This is a genomic window from Novosphingobium sp. SG919 (assembly GCF_012932495.1).
In the GTDB taxonomy this organism is placed as follows: domain Bacteria; phylum Pseudomonadota; class Alphaproteobacteria; order Sphingomonadales; family Sphingomonadaceae; genus Novosphingobium; species Novosphingobium rhizosphaerae.
Window position 1 is genome coordinate 231564 of the sequence record NZ_JABCNG010000005.1, and the last position, 24812, is coordinate 256375.

20 protein-coding genes are annotated in these 24812 nt (G+C 66.8%); 4 read left to right on the top strand and 16 right to left on the bottom strand.

The window, feature by feature from the left end; genetic code table 11:
- Positions 1–66 precede the first annotated feature (66 nt).
- A complete protein-coding gene (locus FHT19_RS18985) occupies positions 67–3471 on the bottom strand; it encodes an acyl-[ACP]--phospholipid O-acyltransferase (protein WP_169476356.1) in 3405 nt (1134 codons plus the stop codon).
- A gap of 200 nt (positions 3472–3671) precedes the next feature.
- On the opposite strand from FHT19_RS18985, the gene FHT19_RS18990 reads away from it, so the two are divergent.
- The 3 genes from FHT19_RS18990 (at position 3672) to FHT19_RS24795 (ending at position 7368) form a co-directional block, all read left to right on the top strand.
- Positions 3672–4259, top strand: coding sequence for a WHG domain-containing protein (locus tag FHT19_RS18990; protein WP_169476357.1), 588 nt, complete (start codon positions 3672–3674; stop codon positions 4257–4259).
- Positions 4260–4322: 63 nt separating this feature from the next.
- On the top strand, positions 4323–5438 hold the full coding sequence (locus FHT19_RS18995; RefSeq protein ID WP_169476358.1) for a potassium channel protein: 1116 nt from the start codon (positions 4323–4325) through the stop codon (positions 5436–5438).
- A gap of 115 nt (positions 5439–5553) precedes the next feature.
- Positions 5554–7368 carry an FUSC family protein gene (locus FHT19_RS24795; protein WP_211184967.1) on the top strand — a complete coding sequence of 605 codons (1815 nt, stop codon included), beginning with the start codon at positions 5554–5556 and terminating at the stop codon, positions 7366–7368.
- A gap of 6 nt (positions 7369–7374) precedes the next feature.
- Here the strand turns inward: FHT19_RS24795 and sthA are convergent, their stop codons facing one another.
- The 13 genes from sthA to ccoN all read right to left on the bottom strand — a co-directional run bounded on the left by sthA (position 7375) and on the right by ccoN (position 22082).
- Positions 7375–8766 carry a Si-specific NAD(P)(+) transhydrogenase gene (sthA, locus tag FHT19_RS19005; RefSeq protein ID WP_169476360.1) on the bottom strand — a complete coding sequence of 464 codons (1392 nt, stop codon included), beginning with the start codon at positions 8764–8766 and terminating at the stop codon, positions 7375–7377.
- 267 nt (positions 8767–9033) lie between these two features.
- A complete protein-coding gene (locus FHT19_RS19010) occupies positions 9034–11820 on the bottom strand; it encodes a phosphoenolpyruvate carboxylase (protein ID WP_169476361.1) in 2787 nt (928 codons plus the stop codon).
- Positions 11821–11892: 72 nt separating this feature from the next.
- Entirely contained in the window at positions 11893–12510 is a 618-nt protein-coding gene (gene eda, locus FHT19_RS19015) for a bifunctional 4-hydroxy-2-oxoglutarate aldolase/2-dehydro-3-deoxy-phosphogluconate aldolase (protein WP_168557652.1), read from the bottom strand.
- A gap of 110 nt (positions 12511–12620) precedes the next feature.
- The gene (gene hemN / locus FHT19_RS19020; protein ID WP_169476525.1) at positions 12621–13976 is read right to left on the bottom strand and encodes an oxygen-independent coproporphyrinogen III oxidase; all 1356 of its coding nucleotides are present in this window, start codon (positions 13974–13976) and stop codon (positions 12621–12623) included.
- 37 nt (positions 13977–14013) lie between these two features.
- Positions 14014–14304 carry a hypothetical protein gene (locus FHT19_RS19025; RefSeq protein ID WP_169476362.1) on the bottom strand — a complete coding sequence of 97 codons (291 nt, stop codon included), beginning with the start codon at positions 14302–14304 and terminating at the stop codon, positions 14014–14016.
- Positions 14301–14453 carry a cbb3-type cytochrome oxidase assembly protein CcoS gene (ccoS, locus tag FHT19_RS19030; protein WP_168557650.1) on the bottom strand — a complete coding sequence of 51 codons (153 nt, stop codon included), beginning with the start codon at positions 14451–14453 and terminating at the stop codon, positions 14301–14303. The genes FHT19_RS19025 and ccoS overlap by 4 nt, the downstream gene beginning before the upstream one ends.
- Complete coding sequence (locus FHT19_RS19035; protein ID WP_169476363.1) at positions 14450–16594, bottom strand: heavy metal translocating P-type ATPase; 2145 nt, start codon at positions 16592–16594, stop codon at positions 14450–14452. Before FHT19_RS19035 ends, ccoS begins: the two co-directional genes overlap by 4 nt.
- Positions 16591–17058: a FixH family protein gene (locus FHT19_RS19040; protein ID WP_169476364.1), complete on the bottom strand. Its 468-nt coding sequence runs from the start codon at positions 17056–17058 to the stop codon at positions 16591–16593. Before FHT19_RS19040 ends, FHT19_RS19035 begins: the two co-directional genes overlap by 4 nt.
- A 13-nt stretch (positions 17059–17071) precedes the next feature.
- Positions 17072–18586, bottom strand: a complete 1515-nt coding sequence (gene ccoG, locus FHT19_RS19045) for a cytochrome c oxidase accessory protein CcoG (RefSeq protein ID WP_169476365.1) — start codon at positions 18584–18586, stop codon at positions 17072–17074.
- Positions 18587–18592: 6 nt separating this feature from the next.
- A complete protein-coding gene (gene ccoP, locus FHT19_RS19050) occupies positions 18593–19516 on the bottom strand; it encodes a cytochrome-c oxidase, cbb3-type subunit III (RefSeq protein WP_169476366.1) in 924 nt (307 codons plus the stop codon).
- Positions 19509–19670: a cbb3-type cytochrome c oxidase subunit 3 gene (locus FHT19_RS19055; protein WP_169476367.1), complete on the bottom strand. Its 162-nt coding sequence runs from the start codon at positions 19668–19670 to the stop codon at positions 19509–19511. Before FHT19_RS19055 ends, ccoP begins: the two co-directional genes overlap by 8 nt.
- Positions 19667–20413: a cytochrome-c oxidase, cbb3-type subunit II gene (ccoO, locus tag FHT19_RS19060; RefSeq protein WP_169476368.1), complete on the bottom strand. Its 747-nt coding sequence runs from the start codon at positions 20411–20413 to the stop codon at positions 19667–19669. The genes FHT19_RS19055 and ccoO overlap by 4 nt, the downstream gene beginning before the upstream one ends.
- Positions 20414–20429: 16 nt before the next feature.
- Positions 20430–22082, bottom strand: coding sequence for a cytochrome-c oxidase, cbb3-type subunit I (gene ccoN / locus FHT19_RS19065; protein WP_169476369.1), 1653 nt, complete (start codon positions 22080–22082; stop codon positions 20430–20432).
- Between the two features lie 271 nt (positions 22083–22353).
- Between ccoN and FHT19_RS19070 the strand changes: the two genes are divergently transcribed.
- The gene (locus tag FHT19_RS19070) at positions 22354–23046 is read left to right on the top strand and encodes an OmpW family outer membrane protein (RefSeq protein ID WP_169476370.1); all 693 of its coding nucleotides are present in this window, start codon (positions 22354–22356) and stop codon (positions 23044–23046) included.
- A gap of 272 nt (positions 23047–23318) precedes the next feature.
- On the opposite strand, the gene FHT19_RS19075 is transcribed toward FHT19_RS19070, so the two are convergent.
- Together FHT19_RS19075 and FHT19_RS19080 are read right to left on the bottom strand one after the other, a co-directional pair.
- Complete coding sequence (locus tag FHT19_RS19075) at positions 23319–24017, bottom strand: Crp/Fnr family transcriptional regulator (RefSeq protein ID WP_168557641.1); 699 nt, start codon at positions 24015–24017, stop codon at positions 23319–23321.
- Positions 24018–24310: 293 nt separating this feature from the next.
- Positions 24311–24802, bottom strand: coding sequence for a flavin reductase family protein (locus FHT19_RS19080; RefSeq protein WP_168557640.1), 492 nt, complete (start codon positions 24800–24802; stop codon positions 24311–24313).
- Positions 24803–24812 lie beyond the last annotated feature (10 nt).

The following is a 24812-nucleotide window of genomic DNA, read 5'->3' on the forward strand; positions in this document are numbered from 1 at the left end:
GCGCGGTGGCCCCAGCCAAGCGCAAGATGCCCCCTCTCGCCCGGCGCGAGAGAGGGCATTCTCGCTTCAGGCTTCGGCCGGTTCCTCGGTGGGCGCCGATTGCGCAGCCATGTCGCCCAGCGTGACATAGTCCACCTTGCCCGTGCCCAGCACCGGCAGTTCGCCCAATACGCGGATTTCGCGCGGGATCGACAGCTCCGCCGCACCCGCCTGGCGGCCCCATTGCTGCAGCGCGCGCAGGGTGGCGTCGGCCTGGGTGGTGAACAGCACGAGTTGCTCGCCCTTCTTGGCGTCGGGCCGCGTCACGACAGCGTGGGCGCCCTGCGGCCACAGGCCGCCGGCCAACGCTTCCACCGCCGGCAGCGAGACCATTTCGCCGCCGATCTTGGCAAAGCGCTTGGCCCGGCCGCGAATGGTGACAAAGCCGGCGGCGTCGATCGTGACGATATCGCCGGTGTCGTGCCAACCATCGGCGGGCGGTTGCAGCACGGCCGGCTCCCCTGGCAGGAAATAGCCGGCCATCACGTTCGGTCCGCGCACATAAAGCTGCGCCCCTTCGACAATGCCGGGCATGGGTTCCAGCCGCGCCTCGATGCCGGGCAGCAGGCGGCCCACGGTGCCGGCGGCAAAGTGCATCGGCGTGTTGACCGCGATCACCGGCGCGCATTCGGTGGCGCCATAGCCTTCCAGGATGCGCAGGCCGAACTTGTCGGCCCAAGTGCGGCGCGTCTCGTCCTTCACCTTTTCCGCCCCGGCAAAAACATAGCGCAAGGCATAGAAATCATAGCCATGGGCCATGCGGGCATAGCCCGAAAGGAACGTGTCGGTGCCGAACATGATCGTGGCATTGGCATCATAGGCGAGCGCGGGCACGATGCGATAGTGCAAGGGGCTGGGATACATCACCACGCGAATGCCGTTGAGCAGCGGCAGCAGCGTGCCCCCGGTCAGCCCGAACGAGTGGAACACCGGCAACGCGTTCAAGACCACATCGGCGCTGTTGAAATCGATCCGCGCCGAAAGCTGCGCGCAATTGGCCAGCAGATTGCCGTGCGAGAGGACGACGCCCTTGGGCAGGCCTTCCGATCCACTGGTGAACAGGATCACCGCCGGGGCATCGGCGGGGATCCGCCGCCGGGCATGGGCGCGCGCCAGCCCGCCCACGCGCAGCAGGGCCCAGAGCTTTTCACCCGCACCGATGGTGGCGCCGATGTCTTCCAGATAGCGCACGGCAATGCCATCGCTTTCCAGCGCGGCGATCACCCCCTGCAGCTTTGCCTGTTCCACGAACGCACGCGCCGTCACCACCGTGCGCACCGCCGCCGTGGCGCAGGCCGAACGCATGGCCGCCGCGCCCACGGTGAAGTTCAGCATGGCCGGCACGCGGCCGATCGCCTGCAGGGCAAAGAACGCCGCCATGGCCCCGTTCACGTTGGGCATCAGCAGGCCTACCGCCTCGCCCACGTGCGTGCCCTGCTCCAGCCGCTTGCCCAGAAGGCCGGCAGCCACCAGCAGCCTGTCATAGCTGAGCGGCACGCGCTTCACGTCTTCGAGCACGCGGGTCTTGCCGCCATGCAGGTTGCGCGCATCGGTGAGTGCGGCAAACAGCGTGCGCTGCGTGTCCGACGTGGCAAAGATCATGCCGCTCATCTCGTCATAGAGCTTGCGGCCGGCCTCTGCCCGGCGGGCGCGCGCGGTCATTTCGCCCTCGATAGCAAAGCGGCGCGGCGGCAGCACGGTGAGCGAAACCTTGGGGAACCAGCGCAGTTTCACTTTGCCCTTGAGATAGGAAAAGGGCGAGAACTGCGGGCCATCGAGGCGCACCGGGATGATCGGCGCATCGGCCTTGTCCGCCACCATGCCCGGTCCGTCGAACACTTTCATGAGCGCGCCGGTGACGGTGATGCGGCCTTCGGGGAAGATCACCAGGCAGGCGCCGCCGCGCACGGTGCGCACCATCGCCTTGGCCGCCATGGGATTGGTGGGATCGACCGGGAAGGCCTTGAACAGCTTGAGGAACGGCTTGATCCACCACGATTTGGCAATGGCGGTGTGCACGGCAAAGGTCGGCTTGCCCGGCAGGAACGCACCCAACAGCACGCCATCGAGGAAAGAGAGGTGGTTGACCACCACCACCGCGCCCTGCCCTTCGCGCGGCATGTTTTCCAGGCCATGCACCTCCACGCGATAGAGCACGCGGAGCGTCAGGCGGATCACGTCCTTGAACAGGGTTTCGGGCAGCAGCCACACGCTGGCCAGCGCCACGGCCAGCGTGGCAAAACCCAGCACGCCGATCAGATCGGGCACGTCTAGCCCCAGCGCGAGCAGGCTGGTAACGACCAGCACCACCGCCACGGTAAGCGCGGCATTGACGACGTTGTTGGCGGCGATCAGGCGCGAGCATTGGTCCACCGGGCTTTTCACCTGGATGATCGCATAGAGCGGCACGATGAACATGCCGCCCGAAAAGGCGATCACGCCCAGGTCGAACAGGATGTGCCACGCCCCATCGGTGGCGAGAAACTGCGGGATGGAGGCACCGGCCACGCCCACGGCAAAGCCGCTGGTGGCGATCCACAGGTCGATCAGGCCCGCCGCCAGACCCAGCGCGGAGAGCGGCACCCAGCGAGCCGAAACTTCGCCCTTGAGCAGCAGGTTGACGCAGACCGACCCGGCCGCGATCGCCAGCGAGAACACGATCAGGAACAGCGTCGCCACATCCTGCGTGGCGGCCAGTGTGCCGCTGACCAGCGGGGCGAATTCGGAAACCAGCACGGCCCCGGCGGCAAAGAACCAGCTGGTGCCCAGGATCGCGCCCCACACCGGGCGGATGGCGCGGGCATCGTCCAGAATGGCCATGGTGCCGCGCCACAGGTTCCAGTCGAGCTTTTCGCTTGGCCCGGCCGGGGGTGCCGCCGGCACCATGAGGCTCGCGAGGAAACCGACCAGCGCGAGCGCGGTCAGCGCCAGGCCGGCCAGATGCGACGGGACCACGCCGGCCAGCAATTGCCCGCCCAGGATCGCCAGGAACGTGCCGCCCTCGATCAGGCCGGTGCCTCCCATGATTTCGTCCGCGCCCAGGTGCTGAGGCAGGATCGAATACTTGACCGGGCCAAACAGCGTGGAATGCAGGCCCATGCAGAACAGCGCGGCGAGCAGCAGCGGCACGGAAAGCAACCAGAAGCCGGCCATGGCCAGCGCCATGATCGCCAGTTCCGCGCCCTTGATCCAGCGCACCAGGCGCGCCTTGTCCATGCCATCGGCCAATTGCCCGGCCAGCGCGGAAAACAGGAAATAGGGCAGGATGAACAGGCCCGTGGCCACCGCCGCCAACATCTTGGCCTTTTCCGGCGCGGCGGCATAGAGGCCGAAGTTGGCCAGGAACAGCAGCGCGAATTTCAGCAGGTTATCGTTGAACGCGCCCAGGAACTGCACCAGGAAAATCGGCCCGAAGCGGCGTTTTCCCAGCAATGCAAGATCAGATTTTGCCACGCGATTTGCCCCCAATTGCGCTGCCCGACCCCGCTCATGAGGCCGAGAGCCTTAAGGATTGCCGAATGTTGCACATCCGACCTTGCGACTCAGCGGCCGCATCGCCGATGTCGCACGAAAATATACACCGTTCAATTAAAAAATTAGACGGTGTTCATTTTCTGCGCTAGAGCCGCGCCATGGGCCGCCGATCAGACCACACCCGTGAAGAATTGCACGCCATGATCGTGCGCGAAGGGCATCGCCAGTTGTCGGAGGTGGGCTTTGCCCGCTTTTCCGCGCGCGAAGTGGCCAAGCAGATCGGCTATTCGATCGGCACGATCTACAACGTGATGGGCAGCCTCGATGCGCTGATGCTGGCGATCAACGGCCACACGCTCGATCTGTGGCGCGCCGCGCTGGAACAACGGCTTGAAGGGCAAAGCGAGAACCGCCTGGCCCAGGCGATTGCCGCCTATTTCGATTTCGCCGCACAGCACCGCAATGCCTGGACCGCGCTCTACGATTTCCGCCTGCCGGAAAATGAAACCCCGCCGGCCGATTACACCGCGCGCGTTACCGCGATCACCGATGTCGTGGTGCGCGAAGTGGCCGCCGCCCTGCCCACCGGCCGCCGCGACCAGGCACAGGCGCTGGCGCGCTCGCTGCTGGCCACGGTGCACGGGCACTGCTTCTTTGCCATGAACGGCACGTTCCGCCTGCTGGGTGAAACCGATCCGCTGGCCGCCGCCCTCGCCCGCGTGGAAGACGCCGTAAACGCGGCATAGGCATCATGCCGACGCTGGACAGCGCCGGCAGCGCCCGTCACAGTCGCCCCTGGACGGGGACCCATGGCCGAGCAGAGACCGGGAAGCGAATCAGCCTTTTCGCAAGGCGCCAACAGCGTGCTGGGTTCGCCCTTGCGCCTGCTGACGGGCACGCTGCTGTATGTCGTGGCGCTGTTTGCGGTGTCCACCATGGGCTATGTCCGCGCCGGGTGGCCGCTGGGCGATGCGGCCTACATGGTGCTGCTCACCATCTTCTCGGTCGGCTATGGCGAAGTGCGGCCGATCGACGGCACGTTCCTGCGGCTGTGGACTACCATGACCATCGTGCTGGGCTGCACCGGCATGATCGTGCTGACCGGCGCGCTCGTCCAGGTGTTCACGCTGTTCCAGTTTCGCCGCCTGTTGGGGCTTGATCGCATGCAAACCGAAATCGAACGCCTGACCGGACACACCATCATCTGTGGCTATGGCCGCATCGGCGTGCAACTGGCCAAGGCCCTGGCCGACGCGGGCCATCCGTTCCTGGTGCTGGAACGCTCTCCGGCCAAGGCGGAGGAGGCCCGCGCCCATGGCTTCCTCACCCTGGTGGGCGAGGCGACGCACGAGGAGACGCTGAAAGAGGCAGGCATCACCCGTGCACGCGTGCTGGCCACGGTGCTGCCCGATGACGCCGCCAACGTGTTCATCACGCTTTCGGCGCGCAACCTCAATCCCCAGGTGGAGATCATCGCGCGCGGCGAGGCACCCACCACCGAAAGCAAGCTGTTCCACGCCGGGGCCGACAAGGTCGTGCTGCCCACCCATATCGGCGCCGAGCGCATCACCGAACTGATCCTCTATCCCGCCACCGGCGCGGCTGTGGGCGAAAGCAGCCCGATGGGCGAAGTGAAGCGCAAGCTGCACGATTTCGGGCTCGACCTGGAAGTCGTCACCTGCCCGGCCAAGGGTGCGTTGACCGGCGCCAGTGTGGGCGAGGCAGAGCGGCGCGGCAATGGCGCGTTCTTCATCGTGCAGATCGACCGCGCCAATGGCCAGCAGATCCAGCATCCTGGCGAAGACGTGCGGATCGAAGCGGAAGACCGCATCCTGCTGGTGGTGCGCGGCAGCCGCCTTTCGGCCGGCGCCGTGTTCACCGCCCCGGCCCGCCCGATCAAGCACGGCCGCACGCTGGTTCGGTGAGGTCCGCGCAACTGCACAGGGCAAAAATGCAATTGCCGCCCGGCACGCGCGGCGGCACGAGCCGGCGCCAGCCATGCACGCCTTGCCCGCCGCCAGCCCTTCTCTTGCGCTCCCTGTGAAGCGGCGCCCAGACAGCATCGTGCGCTGGGCGGCGCGCCGGCTCGAACTGCGCTCGTTCGGCCTGGTGCCGGAACATTTCGACAAGGCCGAAGGGCTGCGCGCTGCCCTTGCCGTGGGTGCGCCGCTGGCGCTCGCCCTCGCCAGCGACATCACCGTGCTGGGCTGGGCGGTGTTTGCCGCTTTCTGGACCTGCCTGTGCGATGCCCCGGCGCCCGATGCCGTGCGGCGCCGCATCCTGGCGCTGTTCATGGGCGTGGGCACGGTGATCGCGTTTGCCGGCAGCGCACTGGCTGCCTTGTGGCCGATGGCGGGCATGGTGATTGGACCGATCGCCGTGTTTGCGGCTGTCCTGGCCAGCGCGCGGATTGCCTATGGCGGGTTGCTGGGCACGCTTTTGGGGGTGGTGGCCGTAGTCGCCGTGGGCTTCCCGCAGCCGGTGTCTCTCGCCGCCGCGCAGGCCGCAGCGTTCATGGGCGGCGCGGCCTGGGCCTATCTGCTGATCACCCTGCTCTGGCCGATCGATGCCGCGCGGCCGCTGGTGCGCGCCAGCGATGCGGTGATCGTGCGCCTGCTCGACATGGCCGAAAGCCTGGTTGCCCAGGGCGATGGGCCGCACCGCGATGGATATTGGCACAGTGAGCACGCTGAACACCGCCGCACGGTGCGCCTTGCCATCGAGCGCCTGCGCAGCCTGCTCGATCGCTATGCCGGGCAGGCCGGCATGCTGGAAGCGCATCACGCCACCTTGGCCACGGCCGAAACCCTGTTCGGCGCGCTGATTGCGCTGGACCAGGGCTTTATCGAACGGGTGGGCCCGGCGCACGAGCGGCTGGCGGTGGCGCGCGCCTGCCGCACCGCTCTGCTGGCCTGGATGATCGATCGTGCGAATGCGCACTGCCCCGACCAGCCGTCCGCCCTGCCCTGGGCCGTCACCCGGCTGCGGCGGCTGGTCCCCACTCTGCACGAAGACCTGTGCGCCGGTTGCGCCTTGGCCCTGGCGCAAGCGCTTGCCGCCCCCCTGCCCAATCCTTGCGCCAATCCGGCGCGCGATGCGTTGCGCGGGCCGTTGCGCCTGCGGCCGCTGTCGCGCAGCGCGGTGCAGCAGGCCCTGCGACAGACGGCGGGCCTGGTGGCGGTCTATGCCGCCGCGCTCGCGTTTGACCTGGGCTATCCCTATTGGGCGGCAATGGCGGTTGTCGTGGTGCTGCAAGGCGGCGTGCGGATTACCTGGGCACGCAGTCTTGAGCGGATCCTGGGCAGCGTGCTGGGCGGCATTCTGGCGTTCGGGCTGCTGCTGGCAGGCGATGCCACCATCACCCTGGCCGTGCTGGCCACGGCGCTGGCCGGCGCGGCGATTGCCCTGCGCGCGGTCAACTACACCGTCTTCGTCGTGTTCCTGACCATGCTGTTCGTGATCGTCACGGCCATGCTGCATCCCGGCGAGGGCATCGTGGCCGCGCGCATGGTGGACAATGTGATCGGCAGCCTGGCCGCGCTGCTCGCCGTACTGGCGCTGTGGCCCGATTTCGGGGCATCGCTGCAGGGGCGCATTGCCGAAGGCATCGCCGCCAACCGTGCCTATTTCGAAGCGGTGGAGGCCGCGCTGCCCTTTGCCGAGATCGAGGCGGTGCGCCGTGCGGCGGGCCTTGCCAGCATCGAGGCAGAAACCGCGCTCCACGATCTTGGCGGCTTGATCAACCGCACCAACGGCGCAGTGGCCCATGCCGCCGGGCTGGGCACCCTGCGCACCCTGGCGGGCAGTGCGGCGATGGCCTGGCACCGCCGCCTGGGCCAGGGCGCGCGTGGCTGAACCGCGCTATTTCGGCATGCGGTTCCACGCGTCGAGCGCGGCGATCTTGTAGGCTTCGGCCAGGGTCGGGAAATTGAACGTGTTCTCGATGAAATAGTCGAGCGTGCCCTTCAGGTTGAGCACCGCCTGGCCGATGTGGATCAGCTCGGTCGCCCCCTCGCCCAGGATGTGGACGCCCAACAGGCGCCGGGTTTTCAGCGAAAACAGCATCTTCATCATGCCAGAATGCAAGCCCATGATGTGCCCGCGGGAAGTTTCGCGAAAGCGGGCGATGCCCACTTCATAGGCGATGCCCCGGCTTTTCAGTTCCTGCTCGTTCAGCCCCACGGTGGAGATTTCCGGCACGGCATAGATGCCATAGGGAAAGTATTGCGGCGCGGGCGGCAGCGGCAGGCCAAAGGCGTGGCAGGCGGCAATCCGCCCCTGCTCCATCGAGGTGGAGGCGAGGCTGGGAAAACCGATCACGTCACCGGCGGCATAGATGTGCGGAACGGCGGTCTGGAATGTCTTGGGGTCCACCGTGATGCGGCCCCGGCTGTCGGTGGCAAGGCCACAATGTTCCAGCCCCAGGTCGGCCGTCGCGCCGCTGCGCCCGGCTGCGTGGAGCAGCATTTCGGTGCGCACGGTGCGTCCGTCGGCCAGCGTCGTCGTCACCCAGCCATCGGGCCCACGTTCCACTTTCTCCACCCCCACGCCCAGGCGGATCGACATGCCCCGGTCGCGCAAGTCGTGGATGAATTCGTCGATGATCTCGCGATCCACGAAATCGAGGATCGTCTCGCGCGGTTCGATCACGGTAACCGGCACATCGAGCGCGGAAAAGATCGTGGCATATTCGATGCCGATCACCCCCGCACCGATCACGCAAAGGCTGCGCGGCACGCGCGGCACTTCCACCATGGCGTCGCTGTCCACCACGCTCACCCCGTCGAACGGCACGTTGTCCGGGTGATGCGGGACGGTGCCCACGCAGATCAGGATGCGCTCGGCACTCACCACCACGTCGCTGCCATCGGTCCGGCGCACGCAGATCTCGTGGGGACCGACGAAACGCCCGGCGCCGACCATGGTGCGGATCTTGTTGCGGTGGAACTGGTGCTCCAGCACCGTCACTTCGTGTTCCAGGGTCTTGGCCAGGCGGATATTCAGGTCTTCGCCGCCGATATCCTGCTTCACGCGATAGGAATGGCCATAGAACCCGCGCTCGCGCCAACCAGACAGATTGAGCGCGGTTTCGCGCAGGGTCTTGGAGGGGATCGTGCCGGTGTGCACCGAAACCCCGCCCACCCGGCGGCGGCCTTCCACCACCAGCACGCTGCGCCCCAGCTTGGCCGCCTGCACCGCCGCGCGCCGCCCGGCCGGGCCGGACCCAATGACGATAAGATCGAACTTGTCCATGCCGCCCCCCTGAAAGCCGCGCCCCCCGGCGCGGTGCCATGCGGGGCCGCCAGCATCAGAGCGCCCCCGGCCTTTCAGAAGACTTCCTCTCCACCCTAGGACATCATCCTATCGTCTGGTGCGGGGCTGGCAATGGGGATTGGGTGGGGCGTGGGAATGCGTGGCGCAAGGGTTCACACCGCGTCCCGGCCCTTCCGCTAAGGAGCAGGGGAGAGTATCGCCATCACCGTTCGTGCTGAGCCAGTCGAAGCCCCCCGCCCGCAACCGTCAGCCGTGGGCGCCGAAGTAGTTCGCCACGGCCACGGCCACACGCAGGTTCAAGGCATGGGCGCGCTCGATCGGGTCGATGAAGCGGGCGCGGATCGCGCCATAGTCTTCGCCTTCGTGATCGGGGAAATCGCTGGCTTCATCCACGCTGAAATCGCCCACGTGCGGCATGGCCACCGGATAGGCGCGGCGCAATTGCGCCAGGGCATCGTCAACCCGCAGCGACAGCACCATTTCCAGCACGTCGTCCCGGCTCACGTCGTTGGAGCGCGAGAACGGCGGCACCTGCACCGCGCGCAGGAACATGTGCATCAGCAGCGACAGGCGCACGGCCTGGAGCAAGCCGATATTGCGCCGTTCGGCATCGACCACCGGATCGCGGCCCGAAGGCAGGCCGGGCACCAGCGCCAGCAGGCGGTGCAGCTTCATCCAGTCCACCCGCAGGCGCGAAGTGAGGCGGCGGAACACGCCCGAGCGGTCGTCCTTGGTGAGGTATTCGGCCAGCGCCATGCAGGCCGATTCCAGCGCGGTTTCGGTGCCGCGATAAGGCCGGCTGGCCCAATAGGCCGAATTGAACAGCTCGCCATAGGCGGCCACGGTCTTGATCGAGGCGAGGCCATTGGCCGCGCGCAGCAGGCGCACCAACTGGTTGCCGCGTTCCGACTGGCCGAGCAGTTCGGCAATTGCCTCCATCTCGTCACCCGCAGCGGTGCCCGCCCCGGCGATCACGTTCACCGGATAGCCGATCTGCTGGAGGATGGCGTTGTGCGGGATCGCGCGGATCTGGCGCAAGCTCATCGAGCGGTCGGCCGAAATGTCGGACTGGCGGCGCGAGACGCGGCTGCCCGTGGCGGTCAGCATGCCGAGGCCGAACGCGGTGACCGCGCGGGCATACGTCGCGCTTTTCAGATGATCACGCTGCACACGGCGGATGGCGCGATAGAAATCGAGGCTGAGATCGGTGCGCGCGTAGAACGGATCGCGTTCGGCAGGCGCGGTAAAGGCCACTTCCGCCTCGGCAATGCGCGAAAGCGTGGCCAGCGCCAGTTCGTCGTTGCGGAAGAAGAGATAGCCATCGCCGCCCTGGAAGCTGGCTTCGGCCTCCAGCGCGATGCCGGCCTTGGCGAAGCGGCGGCGTGCCCAGCGGCTCAATGGCCAGGTCAGGCGATCGGCAAAACCGGCCGGGTGCGCACCGCGGCCCATCGATTCCCCGTGCGTGTCGAACACCAGCGCGGCCACGTCGGCCAGGCCATTGTTGGTCATCGCCTCGGCCAGGCGGCCTTGCAGGCGCTCGATGGCAAGGGCGGCGGGCAATTGGCCGATAAAGCGGCCGGCATCGGAAAAGCCGGTCTGGATCGAGACCCGCCCGCGCTTGCGCACATAGTCGCGATAGGCTTCCTCGGCCAGCAAGGCTTCCAGGAAGCGGCCACCGTGTTCCAGCGCGGTTTCGGTTTCGAACAAGGGCGAAACGTCCACCTTGTCCTCGATGCCGAACAGCTTGGCGAAATAAAGCGCGGCCAACACCGTCTGCGGCTGTTCGCATTCGGCGATCAGCATGCGGATCGGCGCATCGGCATCGATGTGGTGCAGGATCTGCGCCATGGCCAGAAACTGGCGGATCGCGGTGCTGGTCTCGATCGCCAGCGCGGCAAAGTTGACGCGCAGCGGCTTCACTTCGGCCAGCAGCTCGCGCAGCCGCGAAATCGCGCTCTTGCTGGCAATGTCGAGCGTGCCCTCGGGGTCGATCCGGCGGCGCAAGGCGTTGTGAAGCTGCGAGGAATTGACGCGGAAATGGATCCAGCCCATGCCCAGGCCATCGGCGCGCATGGCGCCCGCCAGCGTGGCCAGGCCCACCGCCACGTCGCCATCTTCGGCAGCGGCGGCATCGGCTTCGAGCGTGGCGATGATCGGCGCCAGGGTCAGCAGCTTGGCCGGATCGTCTGCGGTCATGCGGTTGGCGGCGGCGGCAAGCCCCTCGGGCGTATCGAGCGGGCGTGAAAACAGCTCCGCCATTTCCGAGGCATGGGCTTGCGCCGCTTCGAGCGTGGCGAGCAGTGCGTGATCGGGCGCCAGGCTGGCAAGGCCACTGGCGTAGGTGCGCAGGCGCCGCGCCTTTTCGCGCAGGCGAAACGCGATGGAGGTGTGCCAGCCGATGTCGGTGCGACCATCCATGTCATAGCCGACCCAGGTGGCAAAGCGGAACGGCAGCGGGCGGAAATCGAGCCAGCGGCCCGGCCAGCGCTGGCGGGCGTGGGCCAGCAGCGTGGCATTGATGCGATCGCGCGCATGGCCGGCACGCTCGATCGCGTTGCACACCTCAAGGTGTTCGAATTCCAGCGTGATCTTGGGGCCATTCGCCGGCAGGGCGCACACCGTGGAGGCCAGCGGATCTTCGTCCAGCGCGGCGGTGGCAACGGCATCGGCCTGCGCGGGATTGAGCAGGAACGTGGGGTGCGCGGTGAACACCGCGTGCAGCAGCGGCTTTTCCCAGCGGGCGCGGAACTGGCTGAAGCCGTCTTCCTCGTCCAGAAGGGCTGCCACGCGCGCCAGGTTCTCGTCAGGGTCGGTCGGCGCGATCAGGCGCGCCAAGCGCCCCGCGCGGTTTTGCAGCGCCTCGCATTCCAGCTCGGCGACCAGGCCTTCCATGTCATCGAGCGAAAGAGCGCCGGTTTCCAGCTCGCGCGAGAGATCGTGGCTCAGCTGGAAAACGGGATTGAACAGCGGCGTTTCGGCGGTGCGCTCGTGCAGCTTGCGCAAACGGTCCCTGAGCTTTGCGACGGTCTTCATCTGCCGTTTCCCCCCTGCTGGCTTACGTATCGAGCGAACCTTGCCTTGGCCTGCCACCCGCGTGCTGGCCCCTCAGCCCTTGGAAAGGGCCGAGGCTTCGCGCGCGAGGCGTTCGATCTCTGCCTCGTCGGGCACGCCCTTGGGCACGACCCAGCTGCCACCCACGCACAACACGCGGTCGAATGCCAGCCATTCCGGCGCGCTGGCCGGGGTGATCCCGCCGGTGGGGCAGAACCGCGCCTGATAGAACGGCGCGGCCAGCGCCTTGAGCGCGGGCAACCCGCCCGAAGTGGAGGCGGGGAAGAACTTGAAGTGGGTGAGCCCCAGATCGAGCCCGCGCATGATATCGGCCGCGCTGGCGGTGCCGGGCAGGAACGGAATACCCGAATCAACGGCGGCCTGGCCCAGGCGATCGGTCAGGCCGGGCGAAACGATGAATTCGGCGCCGGCGTCGATCGCGGCTTTCAATTCGCCCGGATTGGTCACCGTGCCGGCACCCACGATGGCGCCTTCGACGCTCTTCATCGCAGTGATCGCTTCCAGGGCGGCAGGCGTGCGCAGCGTCACTTCCAGAACACGCAGGCCACCGGCCACCAGGGCGCGCGCCACCGGCAGGGCATGGGCCACATCATCGATCACCAGCACCGGAATGACAGGCGCCGTGCGCATGATGGCTTCGATCGGCTTCATGAACTCTCCCCGCATTTGGCAGGAGAAAAGCCTAGCCTTTCAGCGCGCGGTTGTGCACCCGCTAACAGGACCGGTGCATAGCTATTTCCTCAAACCGTGGGAAATCCGCATCAAACGGCCGAACTGAACTGGTGCCCGCCGCCGCGATAGGCGTCGAACAGCACCGCGATCGAGCGGTGATAGGGCGCGCTGTGCGGAGCCAGCACCAGCCGCTGCCCTTCGATTCGGGCCAGGCCGCGCGCAACGAACGGGGCCAGTCCCTCGCGCGCATCCTCCAGCAGGTCATCGGGCAGGTCCACCGCTTCCTGGCAAAGCAGCGTTTCGATCAGGGCGGCGCGGCGGCAGTCATCGGCACTTTGCACCAGGCCGCGCGTACCGGCCATCTGCCCGCCTTCCACCCTCTGGCGATAGCGGCCCGCGTTCTTCTCGTTCTGCACCAGCAGGCCAGGGAACATGCCCACCGACGACGCGCCCAGCCCGATCAGCGCACCGGCGGTATCATCGGTAAAGCCCTGGAAATTGCGCCGCAGCGTGCCGTTGTGGCGCGCCTTGGCCAGGTCATCGCCAGGCAAGGCAAAGTGATCGAAGCCGATCGCCTCATAGCCCGCCCCGCGCAGCCGCGCCGATCCTTGCGCCGCCATGGCAAAGCGGGTGCGCTGCCCCGGCAGCGCGCCCACGTCGATCCGCCGTTGGCGCGGCACCACGTGGGGCACATGGGCATAGCCGAACAGCGCCACGCGATCGGGCGCCATGGCCATCGCGGTGTCCAGCGTTTGGTCCAGCACCGCCTCGTCCTGATGGGGCAAGCCATACATCAGGTCGAAATTGATCGAATCCACGCCCGCCCGGCGCAAACCCTCCATCGCACGGGCGATATCATCCTGCGGCTGCACCCGGCCGATGGCGGCCTGCACGCGCGGATCGAATGTCTGCACGCCCAGGCTGGCCTTGATCACGCCGATGCCGGCAATCGCGGTGAACCACTGCGGCACCAGGCTGCGCGGATCGAGTTCGAGCGAGATCACCGGCCGCGCCAGGCGGAAATTGAGCGTGAGCGTATCGATCAGCCGCACGAAATCGGTGGGCGAAATGGCATTGGGGCTGCCCCCGCCAAACGCGATGCGGGTGATCCGCGCCTGCGGCCCGATGACCTGGGCCACCAGTTCAATCTCCCGATGCAAGGCCGCGAGATAGCCGGCCAGGCGCTGGCTGCGGTTGGCCGCCCCGGTGTTGCAACCGCAATACCAGCAGATCTCCTGGCAATAGGGGATATGCAGATAGAGCGAGACCGGGCCTTTCAACGCGGCCAGCGCATCGCGCTGCGCATCAGCCAGATCGGCATCGGCAAATTCCGCCGCCGTCGGATAGCTGGTATAGCGCGGCACCGGCCGCGCCAGCAGTTCGGGATACCACGTCCAATCGGCAAAGCGTTCGCCCGATCCGGGCGGGGGCGCCGCCGTGATCATCGTGGCGGCGGTGTTCAGTTGGGCAGCTGGGCCTGCTTCAAGCGACATCGTCGTCGTCCTCCTCGCCACAGCAGCTAGGCTCTCCGGCGCGCTTGCGCATTGCGCTATGGCAAATCGCGCAGCACGGCGCGGTGCCATCGCCCGACGGCTTGCGCTGCGGCGTATGGCCGGGAATGCGGATCAGCAGGACATGGCCCGCTTCCCCGCAGATCGGCACCGCAAGCGCCGCGCCACCAACGGCCGCCACCGCCGGCGCGGGCAGCGACAGACGAAGCACTGCGGCCGCCGAACACAGCGCCACCAGCCGCAGGCGGCCCTGGCGCGTCATGGCACGTCGTCCGTCTCGTCGATCAGGATACGCGCGGCGGCGCCATCCAGATCCACGAACTGCCCCCGGCGCAGCGCCCAGAAAAAGGCGCAGAGCCCGATCAACCCCATGCCCAGCGCAATGGGGATGAGCACCGCGATCGAGGTCATGCCCCCTTCCCCCCCATCCAGGAAAGCCGCAGCGAATTGGCCACGACGATCAGCGAAGAGGTGGACATCGCCACGGCCGCGATCAGCGGCGTGACAAGGCCCGCCATGGCCAGCGGCACCGCCAGCAGGTTGTAGGCGATCGCCAGCGTGAAGTTCTGCCGCACCACGCGCATCGTCGCCCGCGCCATGCGCACGGCGAACGGCAGGGCCATGAGCGAAGGCGTGGTGAACACCACGTCTGCCGCCTGGCGCCCCACGTCGCTGGCGCTGCCCGGCGCGATCGAAGCGTGCGCGGCGGCGAGCGCCGGCCCATCGTTGAGCCCGTCCCCCACCATCAGCACGCGCCGCCCACCGGCCGCCAGGCGCCCGATCGCATCGTGCTTGTCTTGTGGCGAGGCGCTGGCCTGCGCGGTCAATCCGGTCTGCCGCGCCACTTGGGCGACGGCCTCAACATTGTCGCCCGACAGGATCGAGGCTTCCAGCCCCTGCCCGCGCAGCGCCGCCAATGCGCGCAGGGCATCGGGCCGCAAGGCATCGGCAAAGCCGATCAGCCGCACCGGATCGGCCCCCACCGCCAGGGCCGCCGCCATGCCGCCGGTGGGCGAAGACGGACGGCCCAGCGACACCGGAATTTCGCGCCACAACGCGATCACCCCGCGTCCCGGCACTTCCTCCACCGCGTCAAGCGGCAACGCTTTCACGCCGCGCGCGGCCAATGCCTCGGCCAAGCCGAGCGAGAGCGGATGGCGGCTGTGGCTGGCCAGCGCCAGGGCCACGCCGGCTTCATCGCCCGTCAGCGCATCGAGCGCGGCGGGATCGGGCACCGGGCGGCCCAGCGTGAGCGTGCCGGTCTTGTCGATCAGCATGCGGTCAACCTCAGCCAGCCGTTCCAGCGCGGAACCATCCTTGATCAGCACCCCACGCTTCATCAGGGCGCCCGCCGCCACCACTTGCGCCACCGGCACCGCCAGCCCGAGCGCGCAAGGGCAAGTGATGATCAGCACGGCAATGGCGATCACCAGCGCATGATAGAGCCCCACCCCGGCCAGCATCCAGCCGGCAAAGGTGAGCGCAGCCAGGCTGTGCACCGCCGGGGCATAGAGCCGCGAGGCACGATCGGCGATCCGCACATAGCGCGAGCGCGATTGCCCCGCCGCCTCCATCAGGCGCGCGATCTCGGCCAGGGCCGTATCCTCGCCAATGGCGCGCACTTCCACGTCGAGCGGGGCTTCCTCGTTGAGCGTGCCGGCCAGCACCAGGTCACCGACCTTGGCGGGCACGGCGGCGGTTTCGCCGGTCAGCAGCGAACGGTCGAGCCGGCTGGCCCCGCGCCGCACCACGCCATCGGCGGCCAGGCGTTCGCCCGCGGCCACGCGCATCATCATGCCTGGTGCCAGGTCTGCCACCGCGCGCCAGGTGGTGGTGCCATCGGCGGCCACCACCAGCGCGCCCGGTGCGGCCTGGCGCAACAGCGCGTCCACCCCGGCGCGGGCGCGATCACGCATCATCGCATCGAGCGCACGGCCCGCCAGCAGGAACAGCAGCAGCATCAGCGTGCCGTCGAACCACGCCTCTGCCCCGTGGGTGAGCGTTTCATAGAACGACAGACCGGTCGCCAGGGTCACGCCGATGGAAATCGGCACGTCCATGTTGGTGCGCCCATGCTTGAGCGCGCCCCAGGCAGAGGTGAAGAACGGCCGCCCGGCATAGGCGATGGCCGGCACGCCGATCAGCGCGGAAAGCCAGTGGAACAGATCGCGCGTGGTGCCATCCGCGCCGGACCAGACGCTGACCGACAGCAGCATGACGTTCATGCAGGCAAAGGCCGCCACGGCCAGCGGCGCCAACAGCGGGCGCACCGCCGATGGCGCCTGCTCCAGCACGGTTTCGCGCGGCTGCGCGGCAAAGCCTGCCCCCGCCAGCGCCGCCACCAGATCGGGCACGGCCACGCTGTCATCATGATCGACGCTCACGCTGCGCGCGGTCAGGTTGGCGCGGGCATGGGCAACGCCGGGCACGGCGGCCAGCGCGCGTTCCACTTTGCCCATGCAGCCGGCGCAATGCATGGCCGGAACATTGAGCGCGGTGTGCAGCGGCACTTTCGCTGCCGGGCGCGCAAGAGTTTGTGCGGCCTGGCTCATCCCACATCCCCCATCATGCGCCAGGTGGCGCCGTGCCGCGCCACCCGCAGCTTGATCCGCCAGCGGCCCGCCGGCAGCGCGGCGCGATACTGGCCCGGCGCCGTTTCGTGCAGTGTCAGGGCAAGGTCGTCGCGCAGGCCCAGCGGGTGCTCGGCCACGGCGGTCACTTGTGCGCCGGAAAGCGCGCGGCCTTGGGCATCGTTCAGTGTCACGGCCAGGGCGCCGTCGCTGCCCCGCGCCACCGCCCCTGCCCAGCCCAGCGCGCGCTCGGTGCGCGCCTCGCTCAGCCAACGGTTGAAGTTCTGGCTGGCGACATAGGAATTTTCCACCACCACCCCGCCAAAGGTCGACGTGGCCAGCCGCGCCATCACCACGTTGACGGCAATGACCACGCCAAAGAAGCTGATCAGGATGGCGGCCATGTGGCGGCCGGTGAACGGACGTGCAGGGCGATGCTGGGTCATCGGCGTGATCCTTCTATGGCGCGGCTGGCGCGGAAAATTCGGTCTTCACGCGGTCTTCCGCCGGCTTCTCGCCAGGGCGCGCCGCGGCGGCCAGGTGAAAGGCAAAGGGCTGCGGCCGGGCGGCATGGCCCGGCACCACGGCATAGACGCGCAAACGCTGCGTGGTATCGGCCGGCACGGTAAAGCGCAGCGCGGGCTTGGCCGCCGATGCGTCCATCTCGTCGGTATAGATCGCCCCATCGGGCAACCCTTCGAGCGAAAGCACGGTTTCGCGCGGGCGGTCTTCCATGTTGCGCAGCTTGATGGTGAAGCCATCGCGCACCGCGCCGTTGGAAAGCTGCACGAATTCGGGATTGCGATCGCGCGCCACCGACAGATCGAGCCGGGTGCGTTCACCCAGCATGAACAGCAGCGCGGCGCCGATCGCGCTCCACATGCCCAGATAGACCAGCGTGCGCGGGCGGAAGATCGCCTTGATCAGCGGCTTGGGCGCGCCGCCCTTGCGCTCCACCTCGGCATCGTCGAGCGTGCAATAATCGATCAGGCCACGGTCGCGGCCCACTTGCCCCATCACGCGGTCGCAGGCGTCGATGCACAGGCCACAGGTGATGCAGCCGATCTGCGCGCCTTCGCGGATGTCGATCCCGGTGGGGCACACCGCGACGCACTGCTTGCAGTCGATGCAATCCCCAATGGCGCCGGGCAGGCGCTTGGCCTGCTTGAGCGAGCCACGCGGCTCCCCACGCCAGTCCTTGTAGGTGACGATCAGCGACTTTTCATCGAGCATGGCCGACTGGATGCGCGGCCAGGGGCACATATAGACGCAGACCTGCTCGCGCATGAAACCGCCCAGCCAGAACGTGGTGAAGGTGAGCACGGCCACACAGGCATAGGCCACGCCGGGCGCTGCACCGGTCCAGAATTCACGCTGGAGCGTGGGCGCATCGGCGAAATAGAAAATCCACGCGCCACCCGTGGCAAAACTGATACCCAGGAACACCGCCCACTTGGCCAGCCGCTTGGCGGTCTTGCGCGCGCCCCAAGGCGCGCGGTCCAGAGCCAGCTGGGCATTGCGATCGCCATCGATCAGCCGGTCGACATGCTGGAACAGATCGGTCCACACCGTCTGCGGGCAGGCATAGCCGCACCAGGCCCGGCCCACCGCCGAGGTCACCAGAAACAGGCCAACCCCGGCCATGATCAGCAGGCCCGCCACGAAATAGAACTCGTGCGGCCAGATTTCGATGCCGAACATGTAGAACCGGCGATGGGCCAGATCGATCAGCACCGCCTGATGCGGCGCCCACGGCCCGCGATCCCAGCGCAGCCACGGCGTGCCCCAATAGACCGCGAGGCAAAACGCCATGATCGCCCATTTGAAGCGCCGGAACCGCCCGTCGATCTTGCTGGGGCAAACGGGTTCGCGGCGGGCATAGAGCGCCGGTTCGTGTGGTGCGGGTGGCTGGCCACCCCCGCCTTGCGGTGCGGGGGTGGATGCCACGAGCTTGAGCCTGGGATCGGCGGGCATGGCAGCTTACCTTGTTGCCGGCACTGGCGCTGGCGCGGCAGCGGCCGGCGCGGCGGGCAGCGCTTCACCGCCCCCGCGCGAGTGGACATAGGCCGCCAGCATCTTGACCGTGACCGGATCGAGGCGCTGGCCCCAGGCCGGCATCACGCCCTGGCGGGCATAAGTGACGGTCTCGGTCAGCGTGGCGCGGTCCCCGCCATAGAGCCAGATCTTGTCGTTGAGGCGCGGCGCGCCGACGGTGCGGTTGCCTTCGCCATTGGCGCCGTGGCAGACGCTGCAATTGTCGGCAAAGACCTGCGCGCCACGGGTGGAAGAGGCACTGGCCTTTTCCTGCCCGCTGATCACGCGCACATGGCTGACCACGTCCTGCACTTGCGCGGGTGTGAGGATACCATCGCGGCCAAACGCAGGCATCTGGCTGGAGCGGGTCTGCTCGTCACCGGGATAGCGGATGCCGTGTTCCAGCGTCTGGTGAATGGTGGCGATGTCACCGCCCCACAGCCAGTCGTCGTCGTTGAGGTTGGGATAGCCCTTGGACCCGGCGGCGCCAGACCCGTGGCACTGCACGCAGTTCTGCTTGAACGCGGCAGCCCCCCCTTCGATCGCGGCGCGCAGCAGTTGCGGATTGTCGGCCAGCTTTTCCACCGGCGTCGCGGCAATGGCGGCGCGGGTCTGGGCGCGGGCCGCATCGGCCGCTTTCAGATCCTTGGCCAGCGCGCCACGGCTGGTCCAGCCGGCGGTGCCGGCCGTTGCCGCATGGCGCCCCGGAATGGCGGGATAGACCACCACGTAGCCGACCGCGAACACGATCGTGGCATAGAAGGTCCACAGCCACCAGCGCGGCAGCGGGGTGTTGAGTTCTTCGATTCCATCCCATTCGTGTCCGACGGTTTCAACGCCGGTGGGCTCGTCGATGCGCTTGTCAGCCATCGTGATCCTCCGTGAAGATCGAGTTGGCGGCTTCCGCGCCCGAGGACTTGCCCCCGCTGCGGAACGGCCAGATGCACAGGGCCAGGAAAATCGCGCCCATCACCACCAGCGCCCAGCTATCGGCAAAGTGGCGCAAGACGTCGTACGTGCTCATCGCCCCTTCTCCTTGGCCAGGTCTTCCTGGGCGGCAGGCGCATTCACATCCACCAGCGTGCCCAGCATCTGGAGATAGGCGACCAGCGCATCCATCTCGGTCAGCTTCTTGGGATCGCCATCGAAATCGCGAACCTGGGCCTTGGGCCAGCGCGTCTTGAATTCGGTGGCGTTTTCGGGGTCTGCCTGGGCCTTCAAGTCATCGTTGGCCTGGGCGATCTGGTCCTTCGTGTAAGGAACCCCGGTTGTGTAGAGCGTTTGCAGCTCGGCCGTCATGTTCCCCTGGTTGAGCGGACGCTCCGCCAGGAACTGGTACGTGGGCATGATCGACTCCGGCACGACCGAGCGCGGGTCTTTCAGATGCTGGACATGCCATTCATCCGAATACTTGCCGCCCACGCGGGCGAGGTCCGGCCCGGTGCGCTTCGATCCCCACTGGAACGGGTGATCGTACATCGATTCCGCCGCCAGGCTGTAGTGGCCATAGCGTTCGGTCTCGTCGCGGAACGGACGGATCATCTGGCTGTGGCAGACATAGCAGCCTTCGCGCACATAGATGTCGCGCCCGGCCTGTTCGAGCGGGGTGTAGGGGCGCATCCCCTCCACCTTCTCGATGGTGTTGTCGATCCAGAACAGCGGGGCGATTTCCACGATCCCGCCAATCGTCACCGCAGCAAAGGCAAGGACTGCCAGCAGGGTGACATTGCGCTCCAGCGTCTTGTGACGCTCAACAATGCTGGACATTGTTCGGGTTTCCTTATCAGGCAGGCTGGGCGACGATCGGACGATCCTTTTCGGGATCGAACGCGGCATCGTGCATCGGCGCTTCGTTGCGGTACTGGCCCAGGATGGTCTTGGTGATGTTGATCACCATGATCACCGCACCCGAAAGGTAGAGCAGCCCGCCAAAGGCACGCAGGGCATACATCGGGTGCAGCGCGGCCACGGTTTCGGCAAAGCTGTTTACCAGATAGCCGTCGGGCCCATATTCGCGCCACATCAGCCCCTGGGTGATGCCCGCCACCCACATCGAGGCGGCATAGAACACGATACCCAGCGTGGCGCACCAGAAGTGCCAGTTGACCATGCGCAGCGAATAGAGCCGTTCACGGTTCCACAGGCGCGGCACCAGGTAATAGAGCGCCCCGAACGTCACCATGCCGTTCCAGCCGAGCGCGCCCGAGTGCACGTGGCCGATGGTCCAGTCGGTATAGTGCGAGAGCGAATTGACGCTCTTCACGCTCATCATCGGGCCTTCGAACGTGCTCATGCCATAGAACGCCAGGCTCATCACCAGCATGCGCATGATCGGATCGGTGCGGATCTTGTCCCACGCGCCGTTCAGCGTCATCAACCCGTTGATCATGCCGCCCCAGCTGGGCATCCAGAGCATGACCGAGAACACCATGCCCAGCGTCTGCGCCCAATCGGGCAGCGCGGTATAGTGCAGGTGGTGCGGGCCGGCCCAGATATAGAGGAAGATCAGCGCCCAGAAGTGGATGATCGACAGGCGATAGGAATAGACCGGGCGTTCGGCCTGCTTGGGCACGAAGTAATACATCATGCCAAGGAAGCCGGCGGTCAGGAAAAAGCCCACAGCGTTGTGGCCATACCACCATTCCACCAGCGCGCCCTGCACGCCGGCAAAGATGGGATAAGAGCGCGAACCGAACAGGCTGACCGGAATGTTGAGGTTGTTGACGATGTGCAGCATCGCCACAGTCAGGATGAACGAGAGATAGAACCAGTTGGCCACATAGATGTGCGGCTCGCTGCGCTTCACGATCGTGCCGACGAACACCGCCAGATAGGCCACCCACACGATGGTCAGCCACAAGTCGGTGTACCATTCCGGTTCGGCATATTCCTTGCCCTGGGTAATGCCCAGGAGATAGCCGGTCGCCGCGATGACGATGAACAGCTGGTATCCCCAGAACACGAAACGGGCGAGGCCGGGGAAGGCCAGCCTCGCCCGGCAGGTGCGCTGCACGACGTAGAACGACGTGGCGATCAGCGCATTGCCCCCGAAAGCGAAAATGACCGCCGAGGTGTGGAGCGGACGCAGGCGGCCGAAGTTGATCCACTCCAGTCCCAGGTTGAGCTGGGGCCAGGTCAGCTCCAGCGCAATCCACAAGCCGGCGGCGAACCCGGCGATACCCCAGAAAACCGTGGCGATAACGCCCCAGCGAATCACATCGTCGTCATAGCGGCCCGGATCGGGCATGCGCAGCACGCCCCGCACCGCATTGTCGACGCTCTTACCGCTGATAGTCACCCACAGCGCGATGGCGGCGGCGATCCCGAAGATCGCCATGTGAATCGCAAAACCCTGGTCCACTGCCAGAGCACAGGCGACCACCGCCAGGACAAGCGCACCAAACCATAGGCCGGCGCGCATCAGAACCTGTTCCATGGACCCTTCCCTTCCATGCCCAACTACAGATTCTGCCCCTGCAACCTTTGCCCACCCATCACATTGATACGAGTCAAATAACCCCTGCGGTGAACGATTTGTTCAGCACCCTGCCATTTTTGCGTTGCGTCAATGTAGCGAATCGAGATCCCCGCCATTGACCGTGCCACGCCAGAGGGAACGGAGCCTGCGAGGGGCAGGCCGCCTGCGGCGCAGCCCGCAGTGGCCCAGTCCGCGGTAACTCAGTCCGCCAGCAATTAGGAAACGTGTGATGAAAAAGGTTCTTGGCAAAGCTCTTGGTGCCGCCGCCCTGGCGCTGGCCTTCGCTTCTCCCGCAATCGCGGCCGATGAAGCGCCGGCGGGCAAGTGGCAGGTCAAGTTGCTGGCCACGTCGGTTCTGGCCGATGGCAAGATCACCGCGGTTCGCAAGGACCTGATCGGCCTGCCCACCGGATCGCAGACCGATGCCAGCAACAACAGCTTCACCCCCACGCTGGCGATCGAATATTTCGCGCTGCCCAACGTGTCGGTGGAAACGATCTGCTGCTTTACCGCGCACCACGTCTCGGGCGCCGGCGCGCTCCAGGGCGCGGCGCTGGTCGATCATGCGCTGATCCTGCCCGCCACGGTCACGGCGAAGTACCACTTCACCCTGCCCGGCGGCATCAAGCCCTATGTGGGCGCGGGCGGCGCGTGGTTCTTCTATATCGACGAGCGCGCCGGTGCGACCGCGCAGACCCTGGGCGCCAAGCGGGTGAAGCTGGATAACGACGCCGGCGTCGTGGTTCAGGGCGGGATCGACATTCCGATCACGAAGACCGGCCTTGGCCTCACGCTCGATGCCAAGAAGTACTGGATCAGCACGACCGCGCATTTCTACACCGCCAACGGTACCGAAGCGCTGACCACGCGCCATCGCATGGACCCTTGGGTCCTGAGCGCGGGCGTCGCCTACCGCTTCTGATCACGGCGCACCGATAGCCCTGCATATCCGTCGTATGCAGGGCCGCGGGCGGGTCGATCCAGGGTCTGGGATCCCCTGGCGTCGGCCCGCCCGTTTTCGTTTGCGGATTGGGTTTTGGTGCAACACGCCTTCCCTCAGGCGCGGTGGTGCAAGGCCTTGCGCAATGGCGCATAGGCCAACCGCCCTTCGACGAGCTCAGGGCGAACGCTCATCCGAAAATTCTGCTGAAACCGCGTTCGGGCTGCGCTTGTCGAAGCCCGCGCCCGCCGCGCTTACCCCGCCAGCGAAACCAGCGAAGGCCGGTCGAGGATTTCCACGTCACGCCGCGCGGGCAGGTCGATCACGCCTTCGTTCTTGAGCTTGGTGAACTGGCGGCTGACGGTCTCGATCGTCAGGCCCAGCACATCGGCCACCTGCTGGCGCGAGAACGGCAGGGTGAAGCGCGTGGCCGGGCCGCGCGTGATCGGGGTGCAGCCGGTTTCGGCCAGGCGCTCCGACATTTCGAGCAGGAATGTGGCGATCTTTTCGGGCGCGGTCTTGCGGCCCAGCAGCATCATCCACGAACGCGTGCGGTCCAGTTCGGCCAGCGTGCGTTCCAGCAGCTTGTGCTCCAGGCCCGGATGGCTGCGGGCAAAGCGATCGAAATCGTTGCGCGAGAACACGCAGACGCGGGCATCGGTCAGCGCGACGACACTGGCCTTGCTGGTCTGGCCAAACGGGCGGCCGATGAAATCGGACGGATAAGCCACGCCCACGATCTGTTCGCGGCCGTCTTCGGTGCTGGTGGTCAGCTTGAGCACGCCCTCGATCACGTTGGCGACGAGCAGCGAGTCATCGTCTTCCCAGATCAGCGGTTCCCCGGCCGAAACGTTGCGGCGGCGTCCGATCGCGTTGAGCGCGTTGATCTCCTGATTGTCGAGGCCGGCGCAGATGGCGCGGTTGCGGACGACGCAGGTTTCGCAAGAAGACATGGCCCCAATTACCATCTTGCGCCGTGAAAGACAACGACAAGACAGGGCCTTATCAGACCAAAGTATGATCACCCCACCCAGCAAAAAGGGGGGCGGCCTGCCAGGCATGCCGCCCGAGTTGGGGAGAAATCACGCGAAACGAACAGACTGTCCGGGTTGGAAAGACCTGTTCCCTTCGGCGATTTCCGCTTTACCCCCAGCCCGGCGACGCGGCTTTGATCGGTGTCAATCGATCGGCAATTACAGCAGGAATGGTGCAATTTGGCGCAGGGCCAGCACCGTTGCAGCGGTTTTCACACCCCTTGCGCGATTTCCACGGCATCGTGATACTGCCCGCGGAAGAACAGCAGCGGCGTTCCTTCCTGGCGCGAATCCAGCGCTTCCACCGCGCCCACCACCAGCCAGTGATCGCCGATGTCATCAACCCGTTCGATCCGGCAATCGATCCAGGCCAGTGCGTTGTCGAGCCGCGGCAGGCCCGCCGGGCTGTGGCCATGGGCCAGTTCGGCAAACTTGTCATCGGCGCGGCTGGCAAAGCGGCGGCACAGGTCCAGCTGGTCGGCGCCCAGCACGTTGACGCAGAACCGCCCGGTGGCGGCAATGCGCGGCCACGAACCCGAGCGCTTGTCGGGGAAAAAGCCGACAAGCGGTGGATCGAGCGAGATCGAGGTGAACGAACCCACCACCAGCCCGGTGCGCAAGCCGGCCTCGTCAACCGACGTGATGACGCAGACACCCGTGGGATAGGCGCCAAGAACGGTGCGGAAATGCTTGGGATCGATCATGGTGTCCTCG